The 21,558-nt window shown below is 38.7% G+C and carries 25 protein-coding genes and 1 pseudogene; 18 read left to right on the top strand and 8 right to left on the bottom strand.

Annotated features, from left to right (window positions below; genetic code table 11):
* The first annotated feature begins 204 nt into the window (after nucleotides 1–204).
* From fpoA to ACLFMM_RS00710, 13 genes are read left to right on the top strand one after another with little or no spacing between them, the layout of a single operon-like run.
* Nucleotides 205–600 carry a F420H2 dehydrogenase subunit FpoA gene (gene fpoA, locus ACLFMM_RS00650; protein WP_410806788.1) on the top strand — a complete coding sequence of 132 codons (396 nt, stop codon included), beginning with the start codon at nucleotides 205–207 and terminating at the stop codon, nucleotides 598–600.
* Nucleotides 585–1,154, top strand: coding sequence for a F(420)H(2) dehydrogenase subunit B (gene fpoB / locus ACLFMM_RS00655; RefSeq protein ID WP_410806789.1), 570 nt, complete (start codon nucleotides 585–587; stop codon nucleotides 1,152–1,154). The genes fpoA and fpoB overlap by 16 nt, the downstream gene beginning before the upstream one ends.
* Before the next feature lie 3 nt (nucleotides 1,155–1,157).
* Nucleotides 1,158–1,634, top strand: a complete 477-nt coding sequence (gene fpoC / locus ACLFMM_RS00660; RefSeq protein ID WP_410806790.1) for a F420H2 dehydrogenase subunit FpoC — start codon at nucleotides 1,158–1,160, stop codon at nucleotides 1,632–1,634.
* A gap of 9 nt (nucleotides 1,635–1,643) precedes the next feature.
* Nucleotides 1,644–2,777, top strand: a complete 1,134-nt coding sequence (fpoD, locus tag ACLFMM_RS00665; protein ID WP_410806791.1) for a F420H2 dehydrogenase subunit FpoD — start codon at nucleotides 1,644–1,646, stop codon at nucleotides 2,775–2,777.
* Between the two features lie 6 nt (nucleotides 2,778–2,783).
* Nucleotides 2,784–3,845, top strand: a complete 1,062-nt coding sequence (fpoH, locus tag ACLFMM_RS00670) for a F420H2 dehydrogenase subunit FpoH (protein ID WP_410806792.1) — start codon at nucleotides 2,784–2,786, stop codon at nucleotides 3,843–3,845.
* A gap of 6 nt (nucleotides 3,846–3,851) precedes the next feature.
* Nucleotides 3,852–4,280 carry a F420H2 dehydrogenase subunit FpoI gene (gene fpoI, locus ACLFMM_RS00675; protein ID WP_410806793.1) on the top strand — a complete coding sequence of 143 codons (429 nt, stop codon included), beginning with the start codon at nucleotides 3,852–3,854 and terminating at the stop codon, nucleotides 4,278–4,280.
* 26 nt (nucleotides 4,281–4,306) lie between these two features.
* Nucleotides 4,307–4,624, top strand: a complete 318-nt coding sequence (locus ACLFMM_RS00680; RefSeq protein ID WP_410806794.1) for an NADH-quinone oxidoreductase subunit J — start codon at nucleotides 4,307–4,309, stop codon at nucleotides 4,622–4,624.
* Nucleotides 4,614–4,874 (top strand): F420H2 dehydrogenase subunit FpoJ, encoded by a 261-nt coding sequence (fpoJ, locus tag ACLFMM_RS00685; RefSeq protein WP_410806795.1) that lies wholly within the window; start codon nucleotides 4,614–4,616, stop codon nucleotides 4,872–4,874. The genes ACLFMM_RS00680 and fpoJ overlap by 11 nt, the downstream gene beginning before the upstream one ends.
* On the top strand, nucleotides 4,871–5,185 hold the full coding sequence (fpoK, locus tag ACLFMM_RS00690; RefSeq protein WP_410806796.1) for a F420H2 dehydrogenase subunit FpoK: 315 nt from the start codon (nucleotides 4,871–4,873) through the stop codon (nucleotides 5,183–5,185). Before fpoJ ends, fpoK begins: the two co-directional genes overlap by 4 nt.
* 4 nt (nucleotides 5,186–5,189) lie before the next feature.
* Nucleotides 5,190–7,190, top strand: coding sequence for a F420H2 dehydrogenase subunit FpoL (gene fpoL / locus ACLFMM_RS00695; RefSeq protein ID WP_410806797.1), 2,001 nt, complete (start codon nucleotides 5,190–5,192; stop codon nucleotides 7,188–7,190).
* On the top strand, nucleotides 7,190–8,677 hold the full coding sequence (gene fpoM, locus ACLFMM_RS00700) for a F(420)H(2) dehydrogenase subunit M (protein ID WP_410806798.1): 1,488 nt from the start codon (nucleotides 7,190–7,192) through the stop codon (nucleotides 8,675–8,677). The genes fpoL and fpoM overlap by 1 nt, the downstream gene beginning before the upstream one ends.
* 2 nt (nucleotides 8,678–8,679) lie before the next feature.
* Nucleotides 8,680–10,128, top strand: coding sequence for an NADH-quinone oxidoreductase subunit N (locus ACLFMM_RS00705; RefSeq protein WP_410806799.1), 1,449 nt, complete (start codon nucleotides 8,680–8,682; stop codon nucleotides 10,126–10,128).
* A 13-nt stretch (nucleotides 10,129–10,141) separates the two neighbouring features.
* Nucleotides 10,142–10,495 carry a F420H2 dehydrogenase subunit FpoO gene (locus tag ACLFMM_RS00710; RefSeq protein ID WP_410806800.1) on the top strand — a complete coding sequence of 118 codons (354 nt, stop codon included), beginning with the start codon at nucleotides 10,142–10,144 and terminating at the stop codon, nucleotides 10,493–10,495.
* 43 nt (nucleotides 10,496–10,538) lie between these two features.
* Here ACLFMM_RS00710 and ACLFMM_RS00715 read toward each other — a convergent pair whose 3' ends face one another.
* Nucleotides 10,539–11,486 (bottom strand): nucleoside recognition domain-containing protein, encoded by a 948-nt coding sequence (locus tag ACLFMM_RS00715; protein WP_410806801.1) that lies wholly within the window; start codon nucleotides 11,484–11,486, stop codon nucleotides 10,539–10,541.
* Between the two features lie 71 nt (nucleotides 11,487–11,557).
* Nucleotides 11,558–12,670 (bottom strand): annotated as a pseudogene (gene fbp, locus ACLFMM_RS00720) (fructose-1,6-bisphosphate aldolase/phosphatase).
* 199 nt (nucleotides 12,671–12,869) lie between these two features.
* On the opposite strand from fbp, the gene ACLFMM_RS00725 reads away from it, so the two are divergent.
* From ACLFMM_RS00725 to pyrG, 3 genes are read left to right on the top strand one after another with little or no spacing between them, the layout of a single operon-like run.
* The gene (locus ACLFMM_RS00725) at nucleotides 12,870–13,049 is read left to right on the top strand and encodes a methytransferase partner Trm112 (RefSeq protein WP_410806802.1); all 180 of its coding nucleotides are present in this window, start codon (nucleotides 12,870–12,872) and stop codon (nucleotides 13,047–13,049) included.
* Nucleotides 13,050–13,080: 31 nt separating this feature from the next.
* Nucleotides 13,081–13,752, top strand: a complete 672-nt coding sequence (locus ACLFMM_RS00730; protein WP_410806803.1) for a hypothetical protein — start codon at nucleotides 13,081–13,083, stop codon at nucleotides 13,750–13,752.
* 20 nt (nucleotides 13,753–13,772) lie between these two features.
* Nucleotides 13,773–15,362 (top strand): glutamine hydrolyzing CTP synthase, encoded by a 1,590-nt coding sequence (gene pyrG, locus ACLFMM_RS00735; protein WP_410806804.1) that lies wholly within the window; start codon nucleotides 13,773–13,775, stop codon nucleotides 15,360–15,362.
* A 15-nt stretch (nucleotides 15,363–15,377) separates the two neighbouring features.
* On the opposite strand, the gene truD is transcribed toward pyrG, so the two are convergent.
* The 5 genes from truD to ACLFMM_RS00760 all read right to left on the bottom strand — a co-directional run bounded on the left by truD (nucleotide 15,378) and on the right by ACLFMM_RS00760 (nucleotide 18,724).
* Complete coding sequence (gene truD, locus ACLFMM_RS00740; RefSeq protein WP_410806805.1) at nucleotides 15,378–16,694, bottom strand: tRNA pseudouridine(13) synthase TruD; 1,317 nt, start codon at nucleotides 16,692–16,694, stop codon at nucleotides 15,378–15,380.
* Between the two features lie 57 nt (nucleotides 16,695–16,751).
* Nucleotides 16,752–17,099: a peptidyl-tRNA hydrolase Pth2 gene (gene pth2 / locus ACLFMM_RS00745; RefSeq protein WP_410806806.1), complete on the bottom strand. Its 348-nt coding sequence runs from the start codon at nucleotides 17,097–17,099 to the stop codon at nucleotides 16,752–16,754.
* A gap of 2 nt (nucleotides 17,100–17,101) precedes the next feature.
* Nucleotides 17,102–18,016 (bottom strand): tetrahydromethanopterin:alpha-L-glutamate ligase, encoded by a 915-nt coding sequence (gene mptN / locus ACLFMM_RS00750; RefSeq protein WP_410806807.1) that lies wholly within the window; start codon nucleotides 18,014–18,016, stop codon nucleotides 17,102–17,104.
* 60 nt (nucleotides 18,017–18,076) lie between these two features.
* A complete protein-coding gene (locus tag ACLFMM_RS00755) occupies nucleotides 18,077–18,346 on the bottom strand; it encodes a hypothetical protein (RefSeq protein ID WP_410806808.1) in 270 nt (89 codons plus the stop codon).
* 96 nt (nucleotides 18,347–18,442) lie between these two features.
* Nucleotides 18,443–18,724 carry a hypothetical protein gene (locus ACLFMM_RS00760; RefSeq protein WP_410806809.1) on the bottom strand — a complete coding sequence of 94 codons (282 nt, stop codon included), beginning with the start codon at nucleotides 18,722–18,724 and terminating at the stop codon, nucleotides 18,443–18,445.
* A 703-nt stretch (nucleotides 18,725–19,427) separates the two neighbouring features.
* Between ACLFMM_RS00760 and ACLFMM_RS00765 the strand changes: the two genes are divergently transcribed.
* Nucleotides 19,428–19,643 carry a hypothetical protein gene (locus tag ACLFMM_RS00765; RefSeq protein WP_410806810.1) on the top strand — a complete coding sequence of 72 codons (216 nt, stop codon included), beginning with the start codon at nucleotides 19,428–19,430 and terminating at the stop codon, nucleotides 19,641–19,643.
* A 26-nt stretch (nucleotides 19,644–19,669) separates the two neighbouring features.
* Here ACLFMM_RS00765 and ala read toward each other — a convergent pair whose 3' ends face one another.
* Nucleotides 19,670–20,641, bottom strand: a complete 972-nt coding sequence (gene ala, locus ACLFMM_RS00770; protein WP_410806811.1) for an alanine dehydrogenase — start codon at nucleotides 20,639–20,641, stop codon at nucleotides 19,670–19,672.
* Nucleotides 20,642–20,714: 73 nt separating this feature from the next.
* On the opposite strand from ala, the gene ACLFMM_RS00775 reads away from it, so the two are divergent.
* Nucleotides 20,715–21,398, top strand: a complete 684-nt coding sequence (locus ACLFMM_RS00775; protein WP_410806812.1) for a DUF434 domain-containing protein — start codon at nucleotides 20,715–20,717, stop codon at nucleotides 21,396–21,398.
* The last annotated feature ends 160 nt before the right edge of the window (nucleotides 21,399–21,558 follow it).

Consider the following 21,558-nt stretch of genomic DNA (forward strand, 5'->3'; position numbering starts at 1 on the left):
AAAAAACTTTAAACTAGTTTTCCTTTGGATAATTAAGAATAGCTTATGTGCTAGTCTTCAAAATTTATTCAAAACAGATTTAAAAGCCTTATATAACTCTATTATAATTTAATTTAGGTGAATTTTTAAGATGATAGATGTCAATATTGGAAATAATTATATACAAATAACTTGTCTAGAATGAATATCATCAGGTGAGTTACTATGCCAGAAATAATAGATATGAGTAGCATAATCAATAGTTACATCCCAGTTGCAATATTTCTCTTCGTGGGTATCGTAATGCCACCGATAACGATGCTTATCGTTAAATTTATAAGCCCCAGAAGTAAATCAAAACAGAAGTTTACGACCTACGAATCTGGTTCTGATCCAACTGGAGATGCACGAATACAATTCAATGTTGAGTACTATATTTATGCGATTGCATTCGTTCTTTTTGATGTGGAAATACTGTTTTTATATCCCTGGGCAACGGTTTACAGGGGTCATGGAATAACATCAATGGCAACGATGGCAATTTTGGCATTCATAGTAATCATGGTTCTTGGATTTGTTTATGAATGGAAGAAGGGGGCCTTGCAATGGTCAACGAAATAACTACCAATACAAATGAAGACACCGGTAAACCTTCGGATAAAATCGAAATACCAGGGGTTATAACGACCACCAGTAATGCAATCAGTGATTTCCTGAAAAATACAAAAGTGCAGGATATCATTAACTGGGGGCGCAAAAATTCACTCTGGTTTATGACCCAGCCAATGGGTTGCTGTGGTGTGGAAATGATTGCTACAGGCTGTGCGCATTATGACACTGATAGATTCGGGATTATACCCCGTAATTCACCAAGGCATGCGGATGTTATGATTATCAGTGGTTATGTGACAAGAAAATATCTGCCAGCTCTTAAAAAAGTGTATGAACAGATGCCATCTCCAAAATGGATAATTGCCATGGGTGATTGTGCAATCAGTGGTGGACCTTTTTTTGAATCCTACAGCACTGTACAAAACGTTGATGAAATTTTCCCAATCGATGTTTTTATACCGGGATGCCCACCCAGACCAGAAGCACTGATTCAGGGATTTGTTGAATTGCAGAAGAAGATATCTGCCAAAAAAGATATAGGTACTGAATACGGGGAGGCTTGAACAATGGATGCTAAAACAATAGTTGAATCATTATCCAGTACATTTCCTGAAGCTATATCTGATGCTACTGTTAATTCAGATATCCGGGTAACAGCATATGTTGATAAAGACCATGTAAAAGAGGTTTGTGAATATCTCAAAGATAGCCTGGATTTTAACCACCTCTGTTGTGAATCAGGAGTGGATTACATACTGCGAAATGAATTCGAAGTGGTGTATCACATAGCTTCCTATGAACATCCGGTAGTACTGGCACTTAAAGCAAGATTAAACAGGGATGACCCTGTAATAGAATCCATTGTTGATGTCTACTGGAATGCCAACTGGTATGAAAGAGAAACCTACGAATTATTTGGAATCATGTTCAAGTATCATCCTAATCTGAAACCACTTGTTCTACCAGAAGAATTGCTCGGAGACTGGCCTTTGAGAAAGGATTATGAAGGATTTCCACAGAAAACAGCCAAAAATCTGGTGTAAGGGATTAATATGGACGAATTAGAAGAAGTTGAACCTACAGAAATGTTAATGCATATAGGTCCTCAGCATCCGGCACAGCCTGGCCCTTTCAGATTGAATCTGAAGGTTAAAGGTGAAACTGTGACAGATGCCCAGGTAGAATTGGGTTTTATCCATAAAGGGATTGAAAAAATCCTGGAAAGCAAAACCTATCTTCAGGGCATACCAATTGTAGACAGACTGTGTTATCTTGCTGCGTTGTCCAATGAAGAAGCGTTTTGTGGATGTGTTGAGCAGCTTGCAGGAATTGATGTTCCGGAACGTGCACAATACATCAGAGTAATAACAGAAGAATTATCACGAATCCAGAGTCATTTGCTGGGATTTGGAGAATTTTCTGAATTTATAGGATACACATCCATGTTCATGTATACCATCAAGGAAAGAGAAAATGTTCTTTCATTGCTTGATAGTATAACAGGGGCAAGGATAACTCATACATTCCTGAAGTTTGGAGGTGTACGTGAAGACCTGCCACACGGATTCAGAGAAAAATTTACCAGTACAATGGAACAAATCAAAACAACTGTTCTTGATGAATATGAAAGTCTTCTGGATTCTGATACCATTTACAGAGACCGTACAGTCGGAGTAGGTACTTTAAGTCCAGAAGTTGCCAAGGAAGTTGGAGTGGCAGGACCTGTACTTCGTGCAACAGGTGTTCCTTTTGATATCCGAAAAAATGAACCTTACCTTGTATATGATGACCTTGATTTCAAGGTATGTACACACAAAGATGGCGATTCCTATGCCCGTATAATGGTACGTCTTAATGAAATACGTGAAAGTATCTATATAATAGAGCAGGCACTGGACCAGATTCCTGACGGTCCAATATTCCCGGAAAATACTTTTTACGGACGGAGAACCCCTACAATGAGAGTTCCAGAAGGTGAAGTCTTCAACAGAGTGGAAAACCCACGTGGTGAAATGGGCATTTACATGGTGTCAGATGGTTCCGATAAACCCTATCGTGTAAAAGTTAGAGGTCCAGCGTATCCCACATTACAGGCGCTTCCACCGGTATTGAGAGGAGTATATGTGGCTGATGTAAATACTATCGCTGGAAGTATGGACGGATGTACAAGTGAAGTGGACAGGTGAAAAACTATGGTAATGGATATTATAGCAAATTCGCATAACCTACTGCTGGAATATTTGACCAATCCATGGATACGGGGCTATTTAGGACTTTTTTTAATAGGATTTATATTCATCAGTGCGATGGCTGCTGTATGGCTTGAGAGAAAACTATCGGCTGACATCCAGTTTAGGATAGGTCCATCTAGAGTAGGTCCTATAGGAATTTTTCAGCTTATAGCAGATGCTATTAAACTGTTTACTAAAGAAGATATTGTTCCTAATAAAGCAGACAGTATAATGTTCAGGTCAGCACCTATATTCCTTATGGTTTCTGTATTTCTGATGCTTGTGGCAATTCCAATCGGAGCTGTATTTATAAACGGTGTAGCACATCCACTTGTAGTAACTGATATGGATATCAGTATTCTTTATGTTGAAGCTGTGTCTTCTATATCAATCATCGGAGTATTCATGGTTGCATATAGTTCTAACAATAAATACGCATTGCTTGGAGCATTCCGTAATTTTGCAAGGATGGTTGGTTATGAAATACCGCTTGGACTCAGTATAATTGCTATTGCGATTACTACCGGTTCATTAAACATTATAGAAATTGTGGAAAATCAAACCATTTGGAATGTGTTCCTGCAACCCATTGGATTTTTCGTGTTCTTCGTAGCTCTACTGGGTGATTTGGGTCGACTTCCGTTTGATCAGACAGAAGCAGAGCAGGAAGTTGTTGCAGGATGGATAACCGAGTATAGTGGGATGAGGTTTGGCCTTGGTTTCTTTGCTGAATATATTCATATGATACTTGGATCGTTTTTGGTTGTGTTGCTCTTCCTTGGAGGATGGAACCTTCCAGGTCTTGGATTACTGGCATCCATTCCAGTGATAGGATTTATTATGCCGACAGTGGTATTTCTGGCAAAGAGCGCCATTGTGCTGGCATTTATCATATTGTTAAGATGGGCAGTTCCAAGATTCAGAATTGATCAGGTAGTTGATTTGGGATGGAAGAGAATAATTCCGTTATCAGTTGTAAATCTTATCTGGGCAATAGCACTCGGTCTATTCCTTGGAGCGTGAGATCAAATGGTATTAGAAAATATTGTAAAGGCGATTAAAAGCATATACCACCCTCCTGTAACCATAATGTGCCCTGAAGAAAAATCGAGGGGCATTGCTAAAAGGTTCAGAGGACTTCAAGTACTTGATAAAAGCAAATGTATAGGCTGTGGTATTTGTGCCAACACGTGTCCCAATAATGCAATCAAAATTGTAAGGTCCAGGGTAAGTAAAACCAGTAATAAACAGAGATGGTTTCCTGAGATTGATATAGGACACTGCATGTTCTGCGGACTTTGTATTGATCAATGTCCACAGGATGCACTATCAAGTTCTAAAGTTTACACATCAGGTGTAGTACGGTGGAATCATGAAGATTTATTGTTCACACCCGATCAACTGGCACGGGAAGTAGATGTTGGTGAAGAGTACGATGAGGAAGAATCCAAAAAATGATTAAGACCAAAGGGCGGTGAAAAAAAATGGTTGCAATTTTAGATTATTTGGCATCTTTCACTTTCGATGATTTAACTAGTCTTGCAAGGTTTGGCGCCTTTGCTTTAATATCTCTTGTAATAATTGTCTTCTCCCTTCTGGTGGTAATATCAAGAGATGCAGTAAGGGCTTCAATTGCATTGATTGTATCATTGTTTAGTGTAGCTGGATTGTATATACTGCTCAATGCCCAGTTCCTTGGAGTAGTTCAGATACTTGTGTATGTAGGAGCAGTTGGAGTATTGATAATGTTTGCTGTTATGTTGACAAAAGCAGAGACAGGAAGGGGTCCATATGTTAGGTAAAATAATTAATATAATCGTGGCACTTATGGTGGCTTTATTGTTTCTGGGTGTCATCAGTGTATCAGTAGTTGGTACTGGCTGGGACACTGTGGAAGAACTCCCCCAAAACCCAGAAGACCAGAGTAATATAGAGCAAATCGGTGTATCGGTTTTTACCAAGTATGTGGTACCCTTTGAAATTATTGCTATAGTATTGTTATCTGCACTTATAGGTTCGTTTTATATGGGCAAAGGAGATGATAGCGAATGATAATCCCTGAAATCCCATTGCCTTTTTACCTACTCCTGTCAGCAACTGTGTTTTCTATCGGTTTACTAGGAGTTATGACCAAACAAAACGGTGTACGCCTCCTTATGTGTATAGAACTCATGCTAAACTCGGCGAACATCAACCTTGTAGCATTTTCCAGTTATAACAATGACATTACAGGACAGGTGTTTGTACTATTTACTATAGCACTGGCGGCTGCTGAAGCAGCAATAGGATTTGCCATCTTTATGGCAGTTTACAGAATGAAAAATCGAACAGAACTTAATGACTTTAATGTATTGAGGTGGTAATAATATGCCTATAGGGGATTTTGCTTTTTTGATACCACTATTACCTGCACTTGCGTTTGTGATTACATTCTTTTTTGGAAAGAGGATGTATGTAGGTGGTGCACTGGTTCCGATAGGTGCAATATCGTTATCGTTTGTAATATCACTGTTAATAACATTGAATCTGCTTCAAAATCCGGATGAGGTAATAGCCCAATCCACACACTGGTTTGGTGCCTTTAATTTGGGAATTCTAATTGATCCACTAGCAGCAGTAATGCTTACAATGGTTTCGTTAGTAAGTTTACTGATTCATATTTATTCAGTGGGATATATGGCACATGACAAATCTCAATCCAGATATTTTGCAGAAACAGCACTCTTTACATGTGCCATGCTTGGTTTGATTCTATCTGACAACATTCTGCAGATGTTTGTTTTCTGGGAACTTGTAGGTCTGAGTTCATACCTGCTAATCGGGTTCTGGTATGGTAAACCCTCTGCAGCATCAGCGGCAAAGAAAGCTTTCCTGACGACAAGGATTGGAGATGTAATGTTTCTGGCTGGAATAATTATTCTGTTCTCAGATATTTTCACCATATACAATGGATTCCCGGAAAATGCTTATATGCTCCAGTTCACTGAAATCTTCAGCCATATTCCAGAAATAGCAGGAATAAATGCTCAAATCTTTGGATTTGAAGTAAGTCATCTTACACTGATAACATTGCTGTTTTTCGGTGGTGCTGTTGGTAAATCCGGTCAGTTCCCGCTCCATGTGTGGCTTCCGGATGCCATGGAAGGTCCTACCACTGTTTCTGCATTGATTCATGCAGCAACCATGGTAACAGCAGGTGTTTATCTTGTTGCAAGAACCTTCCCGATGTTTATATCTGCACCTGATACCCTGATAGTCATTGCTTATCTTGGTGGGTTTACAGCACTATTTGCAGCAACCATGGCAATAGTTATGAATGACCTGAAGCGTGTACTTGCCTATTCCACTATCAGTCAGCTCGGTTATATGATGCTCGGACTTGGAATGGGTGCAGTTATCGGAATGGAAGCAGTGGGCCTTTCAATATTCCATCTCATTAATCATGCATTCTTCAAGGCACTGCTTTTCCTGTGTGCAGGAAGTGTGATTCATGCAGTAGGTACACATGATATGAGAGAACTTGGCGGAGTAGGAAAAGTAATGCCAATCACTGCGATAACGATGCTTTTTGCCGGTCTTTCGCTTGCAGGATTTGGTATACCTGGTACAATTATTGGTACCAGTGGTTTTCTGAGTAAAGATGCCATAATAGAGGCGGCATTCCTTTTTGGTGAACATAGCCATAACTGGTTGCCCTATGTATTTGCAATCCTTGGAGCTTTCCTGACATCAGCCTATATTTTCAGATTACTGTTTATGACCTTTACAGGCAAGCCAAGAACAGATTATGGAGGCCATGAATCACCGTTATCCATGACTGTACCACTAATAATTCTTGCAGCATTTTCGCTATTTTTTGGTATGTTTACAACTGGTATCTTCTCCAGGTTCCTGGATGGTACATTCAATTTCCTGAATATGAACCTGAATGAACTTGCTGCAAGTCTTGGAAATTACGAATTGGTCCATGGAGCAGGTCATGAACCTCTGATAATCCTGTGGTTACCTCTCATAGTGGCAGTGGCAGGTCTTTTGATTACATATCTGATATATCACCGCAGATTGCTGGATGTCAGTGTTTCCAGAAATAACCCGGTTTATAAACTGGTATACAATAGATATTATCAGAATGAGATTCTTACCGAAGCATTTGCAATCAAATTTGTTTATGAAGGTGTCTCTCTTGCATTGTATCATATAGACAGAGGTATAAACTGGATTGTAAATGCAATAGGTTCAGCATTTATCGAAGCAGGACATATGTTTAGGCATGTCCAGACCGGAGTTGTCCAGAACTATGCAACAGCGATAATAGCAGGAGTAAGCCTTCTGGCAATACTGGTTAAAATAATCATGGAGGTAATCTGATGTTGCCTGTTTTAACACTGTTGATAATAATACCGTTAATATTTGCAGTAATAACATTTTTCACAAAAACAAAAGAACAGGCAAGAACAACTGCACTTACTGGTTCAGTTATAGCCCTGATTCTTGCTCTGTATATGTACATGAATTTTGACAGCAGCATAGCCAGTCTACAGTTTACAGAAGTGTCAAAATGGGTGCCATCATTGGGAATTACCTATTCCGTAGGTGTTGATGGTATATCCTTACCTTTGATACTTCTCAATGCACTGGTTATACCGTTCCTGATTATCTATTCATGGAATGAAGAAAAATCCTATCCAAACAGATTCTTTGGTCTAATCCTTGCAATGCAGGGAGCTGTTATAGGCGTATTCGCAGCCCTTGATTTCTTCCTGTTCTATGTATTCTGGGAACTGACCCTGATACCCCTCTATTTCATGGTAAGTCTCTGGGGAGGTCCGAACAGGAATTTTGCAGCTATCAAATTCTTCATCTATACACATGTAGCATCACTGGTAATGCTGCTTGGCATCTTTGCCCTGTATTTTACTGCATGGGCTCAGACCGGAACTCCGACATTTAATATACAGGAATTACTCAGCCAGTTCCAGTCGTTTGAAGTTCCGCTGGTGAAGGATGCAATTTTTATTGCACTGCTGTTTGGATTCATTGTAAAGATACCGTCATTCCCTTTCCATTCATGGCTGCCGGATGCTTACACCGAATCTCCGATTGCAGGTAACGTATTGTTTATTCTCCTGAAAATTGGAGGATACGGATTGTTCAGGGTAATGCTTCCTATACTTCCGTTTACAGGAACACCTAACCTGATGATAACCATCATGGCGGTTCTTGGTACAGCAAGCATCCTCTATGGAGCGTTTGTAGCGCTCGCACAGAAGGATTTCAAACGTATGATTGCTTTTGCCAGTGTGAGCCACATGGGATTTGTGGTGCTTGGTGCTGCAGGTCTTGTTTCACTTTCGGTTTCAGGTGCAATGTTCCAGCAGTTTTCACACGGACTAATTCTGAGTGTGATGTTTATGTCGGTGGGAGTGATTCAGACAAATGCAGGAACCAGAATTATCAATGAATTGGGAGGCCTTTCAAAGAAGATGCCAAAACTTGCAGTAATTATGATGGTGGTATTCATGGCATCGCTTGGATTACCAGGTCTTACAGGATTCGTTGCAGAATTTCTGGTATTAACCTCCAGTTACGTGAACCTTCCGGCCTATGTACTGGCAGTTCTTGTAGGAATTGTTATAACAGCAGCCTATCATTTATGGGCTATGCAGAGGTCGATGTTTGGAGTATATAACGAAAAACTTGGTGATGTCAAGGACATTACCAATCACCAAAGTTTGTCAATGGCAGTGATATCATTGCTTGTGATATACTTTGGATTGAACCCTAACCCGGTGCTTGATATGATGATAACGAACTCGGAACATATTGTCAGTCTTTTATCTGTTGCGGGGGTGTAATCTTGAATGGAATAACATTATTTGCACCCGAATTAACAGTAGTTGCAACAGCGTTTGTTGTATTACTAATTGGGGTATTCCTCAATACCGACTCAAAGAAGGTGCTGGGATACATCGCCTCGGCAGGGGTTATTGTAGCTTTATTTTTAACACTGATGAACCTGGATGCAAATGCAGTCATGTTTTCAGGTACATTGACAGTTGATGCGTTATCCCAGTTTTTCAAAGTAGTGTTCCTGATGGTAGGATTACTTGTTTCAATCGCTTCTATCAAGTATACTGAAAACAATGGCCATGTAGAGGAATTTTATACACTGGTTCTACTGGCAGTTGTTGGTATGATGATGGTAGCATCATCCAATGACTTACTGGTGCTTTTTGTTTCCTTTGAACTTGCAAGTATCTCTACCTATGCACTCGCAGGTTTTGAGAGAAAGAATCTTAAATCACTTGAAGCTGCTATGAAATACTTCATAATAGGTGCTTTGTCATCCGCACTGATGCTTTTTGGTATTTCATTTGTATACGGTGCAACAGGTACCACTAACATTCCGGAAATCGCTCAGAACAGTGCGATGCTGGCAACAACACCACTTGGAATTGTAGCAGTTGTACTTCTGATTGCCGGTTTTGGATTCAAGATAGCACTTGTTCCATTCCATATGTGGGCACCAGATACTTATGAGGGTTCACCATCGGTTGTGTCCTCACTTCTGGCAGCAGGTTCCAAGAAAATGGGATTTGTGGCAGCTTTCAAGGTGTTCATGGTTGCACTTCTGGCTCTTAAAGCAGAATGGACAATGGCTTTTGCTATACTTTCTGTAATCACCATGACACTTGGTAACATAATAGCACTGTCACAAAACAGTGTTAAACGAATGCTTGCCTATTCATCGGTAGCACAGGCAGGATACATTTCAATGGCATTTGTTGTCATGAGCCCAATGGCAATAACAGGTGGTTTGTTCTATATCCTCTCTCATGGCTTCATGAAAGCAGGAGCATTCCTTGTAACAGCAGTAGTAGGTTATATGGTCTTTTCTGAGAACAGGGAAGCAGAAAATGTGGACCATCTGGAGAATTTCAAAGGACTTGCTAAGAGGATGCCAGTTTCAGCATTTTCCATGATGATCTTTGTATTGGCACTTGCAGGTATTCCATTAACAGCTGGTTATATGAGTAAGTTCGTACTCTTTTCATCGACCATTGAAGCAGGGCTTGTATGGCTTGCTGTAATAGCAATTCTCAACAGTGCCATCTCCCTGTACTACTATGCAAGGGTTGTGAAGTACATGTATTTCTACCCTGCTGAAGGTGAAAGAGTTTCAGAACCCCTGCCATATGCACTGACACTTGTAATCGCAGTTGCAGCTGTGCTTGTACTGGGATTCTGGCCTGAGCCCTTTTTACAGTGGGCAATGGAAGCTGCAAAAGTGCTAATTGTAACATAATGGAGGTAAATAAATGGCAGATTGTGACCTATGCGGAAAGAGCATTCCAACACTGTGTCCAGTTAAAGTCCTTGCTCCAAAATTAATAATCACGTTTCCAGAAGGAGTATGGAAGGGATTGTGTCCAACCTGTGTCAAGTCGGCAGAGGATACATATTCTAAACTGGACCAGTCCATTTTAACTGTATCCAGTGGAAAATGCAATCTATGTGGTAAGACGTCGAGATTGTATCCAGTAGAGATACAGATTCCTTCTTTTAGAGAAGGTATTGATAAAGAAAAAATGAATCTTTGCAGAACCTGTCTTGAAGCCTGTCATGAAACCCATGACAAATATCATGAAAAATTCGAGGAAGCCTACCATTAAGTCAGGGATGATGACATCCCTGACAATATTTTTGAACTACTTTTCATCTTGCAATAGCAAGTAATATAAGAAGAATTACCAGCCTTATTATTATACTGATTGAAGTTGACAGGGTAACAATTCCCAATCCAAGACGTAATCCAAAAATTGATACATATCTTGGAGCGATGTTTTTTATACCAAGTAACGGCAGCATGAACATACTTCCAACCATGAGTATAATCATAGCCTGCAGATATGATACGCTGCCGCTGTGTATCATGGGTCCAAGAATGGATGCTCCGAGAATTGGACTAGCTATATAGGATGTCAGAGGAACAATACTTTCAGGCGGCAGTCCGAAAACATCAGCAAGAGGTATAACACTTAAAACTTCAAATGTACCTTGGTCTCTAAGGATAAAAACAAAAGTAGTCATAATCAGGTAGATAACTGCTATTTTCAGAAACAACTTCTTCTCTCTTTGCAAAGACCTGTATAATGCAGTTTTCAGGGAAATCTTTTCAGATTCAGGTGTATCAGAAACGTTACAGGAATTTTCAGTTAGAAAGAACCTGCTTGCGACCACAACAACTGCTATTTTAACCACTGCTGTTATGATAAATACAAAAGCGTAAAAACTACCTACTACAATCCCGAGTGCAGGCAGCATTATGGGTATCTGGTAGGTGAAAATAGACCTAATGTATGCGGGAGTGGTATTCATGAGTGTACAGAGTATCACTTCTCTTCTATTCAAACATCCGTCATCCCGATGTTTGACAATCATGGTATTTGCGGCTACCGATGAACCAAGAGATATCAGGAATGCTGATGCACAGGTTTCTGGGAGATATGTGTATTTAAATACCGGGCGTGCAAAATGTGATAATTTATGCATCAGTCCTTTTTCAATGAGTACACCACTACCAAAGATACCTATAAAAATCATAACCAGTACAGGAACTGCAAAATCAAGTACTCGGACTAAAAGGTCCAGATAATAATTCATATACGTATCAATTGACGGGACAGTAGATTAAATTAACCGGTTTAGAAAATAGATTGGATATGGATTCAAGATTAATCCATATCTTCAAATCGGTTCTGGATTTTTTCCATGACATCAGGCAGTGTAGTATATTCCATTTCTTCCTCGGGCAAACGATGAGGTTCAAATGGACCATGGGCTCGCATATAATCAGAAACCTTATGAGCTTTTTCTCTTGCCTTATCAAATGCCGGATCTGCAAACGAATCAACAGGGCCGTACAGCATACCGTATTTAACTTGGAATCCGAGACCTATAACTCTTGGGGGTCCATCAAATCGGGTGGGTGCTGCGTCTTCTACCGGTACAGGCATCAAAGGTCCGTTATGTGACCCTTTCATCCATCCACTGACAAGTTCTGGATGGGTAAATGGTTCAAGAATTTCTCCTGCAGCAGGTAGTCCAGACTGTCCTCTGACAACCGCAACAGGATCGTCTTTACCCACATATTCCCCTGCTATATGTGACAGTTTTTCGGTTGATATTACAGCTGCAGAGTCTTCAGAAGAGGCTTTTGGATTATTTTCTTTAGGGTAAATCCGTTTTATAACGTACCTGCTTTTAGCACCAATCAGTGCAAGTATATCATAGAGGTCTTTAGGACAATAGAATTTGATTTTTTTACTCTCTTTAATGTCCCAGACTTCAAATACAAAACCTGAGTTCATATTAGGGTCAAGCACCAGCCCGGCGGTATTGAATGGGTCTGCAAATATTTTATACATTGGCAGGTTAAACGCGCCAGGTTCAGTTTTGTTTATCATGAAAGTAAACATAGGATTACTTTTTCGCTCTTTAAATTCCATTTCAGCAATTCCTGGACCCATGCCTTTGATGTTTCCGGAAAATGCATCACTTAAGAGGTCCTGGCCAGCTCCGTAAAAACCCATTTCTTTGGCCTTTTCGGTTGCCTTTAAAAAAGCGTTCCACGCAATTTAATAAACTTCTTCGCTTTCTTCTCCCTTGTCATGGGTTATAATAAGTTCAAGGTCGTCACCACAATGGGTGACAAAATAATCGTATATCTCTTTTCCTTTTTATTCTTCCAGGACTGACATTGCCACTTCTTCAAGTTCTTCAGGGACAACATGGTGTCCAGCTATACTACCTACATCAGCTTTAATAGCACTAAACGTTGTATTCATAAAATTCACCTCCAGCTAATATAGCAGAACCATTCGTACTATTGGTGTTGATTAGGATATTTATCATGGTTAGGGTCAGAATGTTATTTGAAATCCTCGGAACTACTTAAAAATATTCCAGTTTTATATTTGTCAATTCTTTTAAAAATCACCAAAAGCTTGATATGGTTGATGGTGTATTCCAGAATTAGGTGAACAGTTGAAAAGAAAACTGATGGATATACTTGCGTGCCCTTTCTGTAAAGGGGAACTGGTTTTAAAAGTTACCAGAGAATACGAACATGAAATAGAGTCAGGAACACTGTATTGTTCTCTATGTGATGAGTATTATCCTATAGAAGATGGAATACCGAATCTACTTCCGCCAGATATTAGATAATGATTATTAATTTTAGAATGTAAGAATAGATATGTTATTGCAACAGGTACACATCAACAGGCTGGAAATCAATTCGATTGAATTTGAAGATGATATTGTTGAGATACCCTTATCACCTGGCGGGGAGCATTCATTTGAAATAGCCGTGATTAATTATGGTGCACCTACAAATGTTTATTTTTCTATCAGTGATAACCTTGAAGATTATGTAACTTTTCTTGAAGACAATCCATATGTCGCTCATGAGGAATATGTACCTGTGATTGCACACCTTCCGGTTGATGGGAAGGGTTTTGTTGAAGGAGAAATTTATGTAATAGTTGGATATGGTTCAAAGACGGCAGGTTTTTCTGTAAATATAGGCAATGAAAAATCCGCAAATATACCCGTAGATGTGGATGTTGATGACCATATTACAGTAGAAAACATGCACACTGGAAATAAGTTAGCAGGGACAAATCGAAACCGTAATAAAGGATATTCAAATAGGAGATCATGTTCAGTTAAATACAACTTGGATATATCATCTAGGTTTATCCTATTTGTATCAGGTGTATTGATTGTATCCCTGATGGCATATGTTCTGTATACTCAATTTACAGGAATCGAATTTGAAATAGGTTTTTATCCGGCAGTAATATTGTCGATATTGTTTACAGCATTGATAATGTATTTGTTTTTAAAACTCCCGATTAATAAATAAAAACAGGAAGTTGAATTTATATGAAGTACATTATAGTTACCGGTGGAGTAATGAGCGGATTGGGTAAAGGCATCACAACCGCTTCGATTGGACGAAATTTAAAAAATAAGGGTTATAAGGTCACAGCCATCAAAATAGACCCCTATATAAATATAGATGCAGGAACCATGAGCCCTTATCAGCATGGGGAAGTTTACGTTTTAAAAGATGGAGGTGAAGTAGACCTTGACCTTGGAAATTATGAACGATTTCTGGATACAGAATTAACCCGTGACCACAATATCACTACCGGTAAAATTTATAATTCTGTGATATCAAAGGAGAGGCGCGGTGAATATCTTGGAAAAACCGTCCAGATCATACCGCATGTGACAAATGAGATAAAGGACTGGATAAGGAAAGTGGCGTTCAGCAGTGGAGCAGATGCCTGTCTGATAGAAGTCGGTGGTACCATCGGTGACATCGAAAGCATGCCGTTCTTAGAAGCTCTCAGACAGATGCACAGAGAAGAACCAGAGGATAATACTGTTTTTGTACATGTGACACTGGTTCCGATGGATGCACAGGGTGAACAAAAAACCAAACCAACCCAACACTCTACACGAGATATGAGGGAAGTGGGTATTGCTCCAAACGTGATTGTTGCCAGATGTAAAGAACCTCTACTGGACAGCACAATATCAAAAATCTCACTTTTCAGTGATGTCCCGGAAGAAGCAGTTATAAGTGCAAATGATGTAGAAGATATCTATGAAGTACCACTGATGATGGAGAGAGAAGGACTTACTGATTATGTAATGAAGATGCTGAACCTAAAAATAATTACCGAAGATAATTCCTGGAATGAGATGCTTTCAAAAATGAAAGCCACTAAAGGGGATGTAAAACTTGCCATAATCGGTAAATATACACATCTGGGAGATTCCTATATTAGTATCCGTGAAGCCATAAAACATGCTGCAATAGAATGTGGGTGTAATTTCGAATCCGAATGGATTGATTCTGAATCAATTACTAAAGATCCCAAAACACTGGAAAACCTTTCCGATTATGATGGGATACTTGTTCCAGGCGGGTTCGGTGAAAGAGGCATAGAAGGGAAAATTAAAGCTATCCAGTATGCACGCGAACATGATATATCGTTTCTGGGATTATGTCTAGGGATGCAGCTTAGTGTGATTGAATTTGCAAGGAATGTAGCTGGTATGGAAGGAGCTAACAGTGCCGAATTCGACCCTGGAACTCCTTACCCTGTCATAGATATTCTTCCTGAACAGAAAGACCTTGTGAACATGGGAGCGACTATGCGTCTTGGTGATTATAAAGCATGTCTGAAAAAGGGAACACTGGCACAACAAATCTATTCAGCTGATGAAATTGTGGAAAGGCACAGGCACAGGTATGAAGTGAATCCTGAATATATTGAAGAAATTGAAAATCATGGTATGATATTTTCTGCAACAAACAATGGTAAACGGATGGAGATTGCAGAGATACCATCCCATAAATTCTTCTTTGCATCACAGTTCCATCCAGAGTTCAAATCCAGACCAGGCCACCCGTCACCACCCTTCAGGGCGTTCATGGAAGCTATGATGAATAAAAAATAATCCAGAAATTTGCTTTTAGCTCATCTTAAGAGGGTTTACTTTCATATGCTCTCTTAACAGTGTTGTTGCGTAACTACCCTTCGGCAGGGTGAAATCAAGTACGGCTTTGGATTTGCCGGGGTTCAAATCATCTACATCAACTTCAAATGAAGGTACTGCATGGAGTAAAATTTCACGTCTTACACCTTTGGATGCCAGTTCGGGTGTGGTAAGAAGTTTAAAATCACTGACCGACAACCCAGTTTCTTCAAAGACTTTTTTCTCGATTTCACCGGGTTTCCCGGATGAAAAATCTGTTTGATATCCTATCAACGGGGCTGTTACAAATGCACGTCTTCGCCTGATAAGATTGTTCATCCCATTGATATTTGTGGACGTGACTTCCTGTAATCTGGATGTATCAGGAAGACCTGCTTTATTTTTAAAGCAGACAATATCACCCTCATAAGACTGATTCAGCGACAGCTCTTCTTTTATACGCTGACACACAATTCTGTTAAATAGATAGGATTGATATGCATGAACAAAAATCCTCTGAATGTTCCTTGGAAGTACATTAAAAGCACCTGTATAATCATCAGGATTTTTTATCAGATAATCCATCATTGAGCGTTCATATCTAAGTCTTAATGGGTAGCGTTTCAGCCCTTCGACATAATCTCTTGTTTCATAAACATAATTTCTGGCTGACGCTGTATCATCAGGTTCATCTGGAAATGCATCGGCTATATATTTAAGTGCAGCACCTTCAGGGTCACCTCTTACAAGGTATTCTCCTACCAAATGAGTGACAGGACGGGTAGAACCAAATCTCTGGACACCGAAAAAGTTTGGAACCCCACCGATTTTTTGTATATCCTTTTTAATGTTTTCAAGCCGGGTATAGGTGTCACCCACATCAAGGTTAATATCCCTGATTGTAATTTTGAATTTATTTCCAGTGAGGTCACCGAGTTCAACAGATTTGTTAGACCTGCCTATGACACTCATCTCAACATCCTTTAAAAATATATTATCCAGATATTCAGGGTTTAAATCATGGATACTGATCTTCTGGGTCGTAACTGCTTTTTTGTCCTTGGTTCCTGCAAATCCAATACGTTTTTGGCTGATTCCAAGTTTGCGGGATAGGTCTCTTATCAGGTGATGGGTTTCCCAGTTGGATTTTTTAAGTTTAATAATAAGATATTTACCGCTATTCCCTTCCGTACGGTTTGTGATTTCTTCTACTATGAAATCATTGGTTTTCTGTCTTAATGTTCCACCGATTCCGTTTGTGGATGTAACGTACAGATCGGTTCCAATTTTTTTTTCAATTTCTGGGACTTTCATAAAAATTCCAATATTCTTTGTTATTCTATCAAACACACCAGATAGAAATAAGATGTATTATACCAGTTTCAAATTACCGGTAAATTTGTCCAGTTCTTCAACTTTTGCCGGTCCTATTCCAAGAGCAGTTACAGTACCTGCAGGAATCTGGGTGTGACCTGCGTCGCTTATTAGTGCATTAGGCAGCCCATTTCGTTCAGATATTTCTTTTAATTCATACAGGTCATGTAATTCGGGTACTTTGAGGACAACTTTTTTCTGACCACCGATTTTCCACTCATCAAGCGCAGATTTACCTGCTTTTTCTGCTGCAGAAACAGCTGCATGGGCAACTTGTGTTGCAAGTTTTCCTTTTGATAGTTTTAGGTCTTCTCTGATTATTATACATTGTTTGTAATCTTTCATTTTTAAATCCTCATTTGTTTTTGAATGTAATCCATTATATAATTAGCAGGATTAATATTCCATGCTTTATATATCCCTGCACCAGATGGAGTTCCATTGACTTCCAGCAGCATGGTTTTGTGATCCCCTTCAATTAGGTCCACTCCCGCAAACACCGAGCCAATCGTTTTGGCGGCTTTTATGGATATTTCTTTCTGTTCGGTGGATAGTATACATCGTTGATAGGAGCCACCCTGACTTAAATTGCTTATCCATTTCTTATCCGGAGCGGTTCGATATATGGCACCTATCAATTCACCATCGACTACAAACGCGCGGATGTCTCTTCCCTGATTTGGTATGTATTCCTGGATATAGAGCATTCCTTTTCTATCGAGTTCATTCTGCACTAGTTTCTCAACCTGTTGAGTATTCATTGAATTATCGGATTCGATTATTGTGTTGTTTTTTATTCGTACAATACCGATTCCTTTGAATCCGAATACAGGTTTGATAAGAGCATCTCTGAAGTTATCCAGTGTTTTTAATGCATTTTCAGTATTTTGAATTATCCGTGTTCTGGGTATAGGAAGATTCTCTTTTGCCATAAGGTATGAGGAATAATACTTATTGGCGGCATTTTGTATTGATTCAGGAGTGTTTACAACCAATGTTCCATCATTTTCTATCTGTCGCAATACATCAAAACGAAAGCTTACACTTTCAATGGGGCCAGAACCTACGTCTCTTACAATTGCTGCATCAAGTTCTGATAAATCGGTTCTGTTTGAGGTATAATTGATTGTGGAATCTATGGTTACTTCTGTATCTTTAAGTTTTATAAAAATAGGATAGAAGTTTTTTTGTATTACAGCATCAAACAAAGCTCTGGCAGTCCAATCTTCAGTATTTGTAACAATTATTCCAACTTTTTTCATTGTATTTTCAATCAATCTGCTGGTATATAATTTATCTCCTGTATACTTAAAGTCCCAGATTTAAAAATAGGAGGGAATTATCTGCTTTCTGGAACGGTTTTCCAGATCAGGCGCCAGACTACTGGTTTGATATGCGACCAGGTTATAGACCACTGCAATAATAATTCCAGATACAAATCCCATTATACCATATAATATTGGCATTGTTACAATGGTAGCAGCACCAAAAAGATAGCTTGGACCTATTGAAGTGCCTATAAATGCATATATAACTCCCAGAATTTTACCAAAAGATAACTCCTCTATCCTTTTTACAATGGTATTGCTCATTTAATCCCCTGCAACATTTGTATCAGTGTATATGCAGTTATAACTGGAAAAACTTTATTGGAAAAAAAGTATAAAAACTGGTATAAAAGCCAGATATCAGATGTGTTCAATGGCTTTTAGAAGCAAGAAAGCCATTACAAGAATGAGTAAAATCGATAGCGGGTCTAGAAGTCTCAATGTTGATGAAGCATCTCCTTGAATACCGGTACTGTAATTATTGTTTGTAATATCCTTGATGTTGTTAATTAAATGGTTGTTATCAGGTGGATTATTATCAAACTGGAATTTAGTATCTGAGGTATACAGTGTTATAAGGATTGAGACCAGCAGCAATATGACAAATAGAACAGAAATTCCTGTTTTTGTGATTTTATACACCACTTTAAAACCCTTCTGAAGTATATTAACAGAATTGATATTATAAACCGTTTATGATTTTTGTATCAGTTATGCAGTATATATTAATTGGTTAAACTACTAATTTTTCTCATCAGAAATTTTTCTACTACCCAGGCAATTGCATTCTTAATAGGGTTTACATTTGCATCCACATAATAGTTACTGGAAATTTTTGATGAACGGGTATTTTATCAGCCAGGGCATTGTGACCTTGTTTTGAAGTTTTTAAAGAGCTAGGACACGTTTATTACGGACTTTTTTCAAAACATGGTTTAAACCTTTTCCCAATACAACATAAAGCATGCGATATTTAATAATCTCTTTAATACTGAATCTAATCTTTCATATCTGAATCATTTCAGAATCAAGGAGCCTTATCAGAATAGGGTTTCTAAAGGGCCAATTTATAATCATGTAAATAAGTTATTTACAGGGTATGTATCATTTTTATTTAACTGTTACAACCAAAACTTATATATAAAACCAATCCCACAATAACATGTTTCTACAAAAATGTATACTGTGGTATGGAAAGAACAGCATGTCTAAAAAGTTTATTAAGACGTTGCAGTGGTTCGGTTACAGTATACAAGCCATATATAATCAAACAAATTTGATTCAGTGGTTGAGTAGAAACAATACAGATTAAAATATCTGCCCAAAAAGTATTAGGTGGTCAAAAATGAGGGAAAGAATATTGTACGGCATGCTGGGAATGGATCCGCACTCCACAAAATCGATAGCCAAGAAAACAATGCAAAGATGTCCAAAATGTGGGACCTATCAACTGGTAGGAGACGAACCACAAAAATGCGTGAATGAAAAATGCAGGACTGAACTGATACGTGAAGACTTCAGCAGTACTGCACGGACAACTATGTTGTTGGCATCGAAATGACCACATCTTCTGATGTGGTTCCCATTTTAAAACATTTTTAGTTTCTCACCTAGATCATTATTAACTGCTTTTTTATACACAAGGTTCGCTGTTACAATATCCTGAATAGCGAGTCCTGTTGAATCGAACACAGTTATCTCATCATCAGATAGTCTCCCCTGTTTAGAACCTGCTATGACTTCCCCTATTTCTCCATAGATATCTGTTCTTGATATGATATCTTTTGACAGGGGTACATTGATTTCACCCGAATGTGACGCCTGTTCAAAGTCATCAACTATAATTTTTGCATGTTTTAGCAATACTGGTTCAAGTTCTTGTTTTCCTTTAGCATCTGCTCCGATGGCATTGATATGTGTACCTTTATTAATCCATTCATACTTTACAATCGGACTTCTGACAGGTGTTGTAGTAACAAGAATATCACAATTGCAAACATTTTCTATATCTGTCTTAACAAATTCATAATTTACAACAGGTTTCATTCTGCTTTCAAATTCATCACAATGTTCCCTCTTCCGGCTTGTAATCTTAACTTTTTCAATATCGAATATTTGAGAAAGAGCAAGCAACTGTGAACGTGCCTGCTTTCCGGCACCAATCATCCCGATTACCTTTGAATCAGGTCTTGCAAGATATTTTGCAGCTACTGCTCCACCTGCTCCGGTTCTCATATCTGTAAGATATGTTCCGTCCATCATCGAAAGAGGGGCACCCGTCTCGGTTGAATTGAGGATCACTAAAGCCATGACTGTTGGCAGATTCCTAGAAGGATTATCAGGATGGACATTTACTATTTTCACTCCACTGATGTCCATATCTTCCAGATATGCAGGCATTGTCCTGAGGTCTCCATCGCCAAAATACAGGTATAATTTTGATGGCATCTGAACTTTTTTCAACCCGTGCTGTTCAAATGCTTTTTCAACCACATCTATTGTGGAATTCATATCAAGAACACTTTTAACATCATTCTGATTTAACCACAACACATCCATGTACTGTTACCTCTTGGTAAATTGTTAACAATTGCAACATCTATAAACCTTGCTGACATAAAAAATAATTATGGTGAAAAATCCTAACTCTGATTCGATTGAACTACTTAAAGAAAAATTATCAGAACCTGCCAGAGATATCAGATATCTGTTTAACCGTGGCTATCCAAAAACCAGTTCCATCAAGTTCGTCAGCGACCACTACCAATTAAACAATGAGGAAAGACATATACTCACAAGAGTGCTTGCACCATCAAAAACCTCAAATTTGCGAAAGCAAAAAAAAGTAGAATGTGAACAAATCAGTAACAAAAACCTGATTGTTGATGGTTATAACGTACTTATAATGGTCGAAAGTTTACTGGACAACTGCAATATCTGGGAAGGAGATGACGGGTTTGTCAGGGATACCAGAGGGATTTTCAGGAAGTTCAGGATTACAGGTACCACTTATAGGGCAATAGATGAAATACTTACATTTCTTTTAAAACATGAAGTTAAATCAGTCATTATACTGTTTGACAGACAAATAAGCAAAAGTGGTGAACTCGCAAAGTTTGTAAATGACAGGCTTAATCATTTTTCTATTAAAGGTGATGCCAGAACATCCAGACATGTGGATTTTGATTTGAAAAATAATGATTCAGAATATATTATAGCAACCTCTGATGGAGCTGTAATTGATAGCTCGGAGTATATTGTGGATATTCCGGGATGTTTGATGGAAAGCGAATGTTACAAAGCTTTCACCATATAATTTGGTAGTTGAACTACTCCAAGCTTACCAGGCTGTCTAGCAATCAATTAATCTATAATTTATAAGATTGAAGGTAGAAAACCATTGTGTTTGTAGCACTGCATCAAATCGTAGATTTAATGCGAGTTTCATTTCTTTGAAATGAAACAAAGGGATGAAT

Origin of the sequence: Methanohalobium sp. (assembly GCF_046546175.1) — an archaeon.
In the GTDB taxonomy this organism is placed as follows: domain Archaea; phylum Halobacteriota; class Methanosarcinia; order Methanosarcinales; family Methanosarcinaceae; genus Methanohalobium.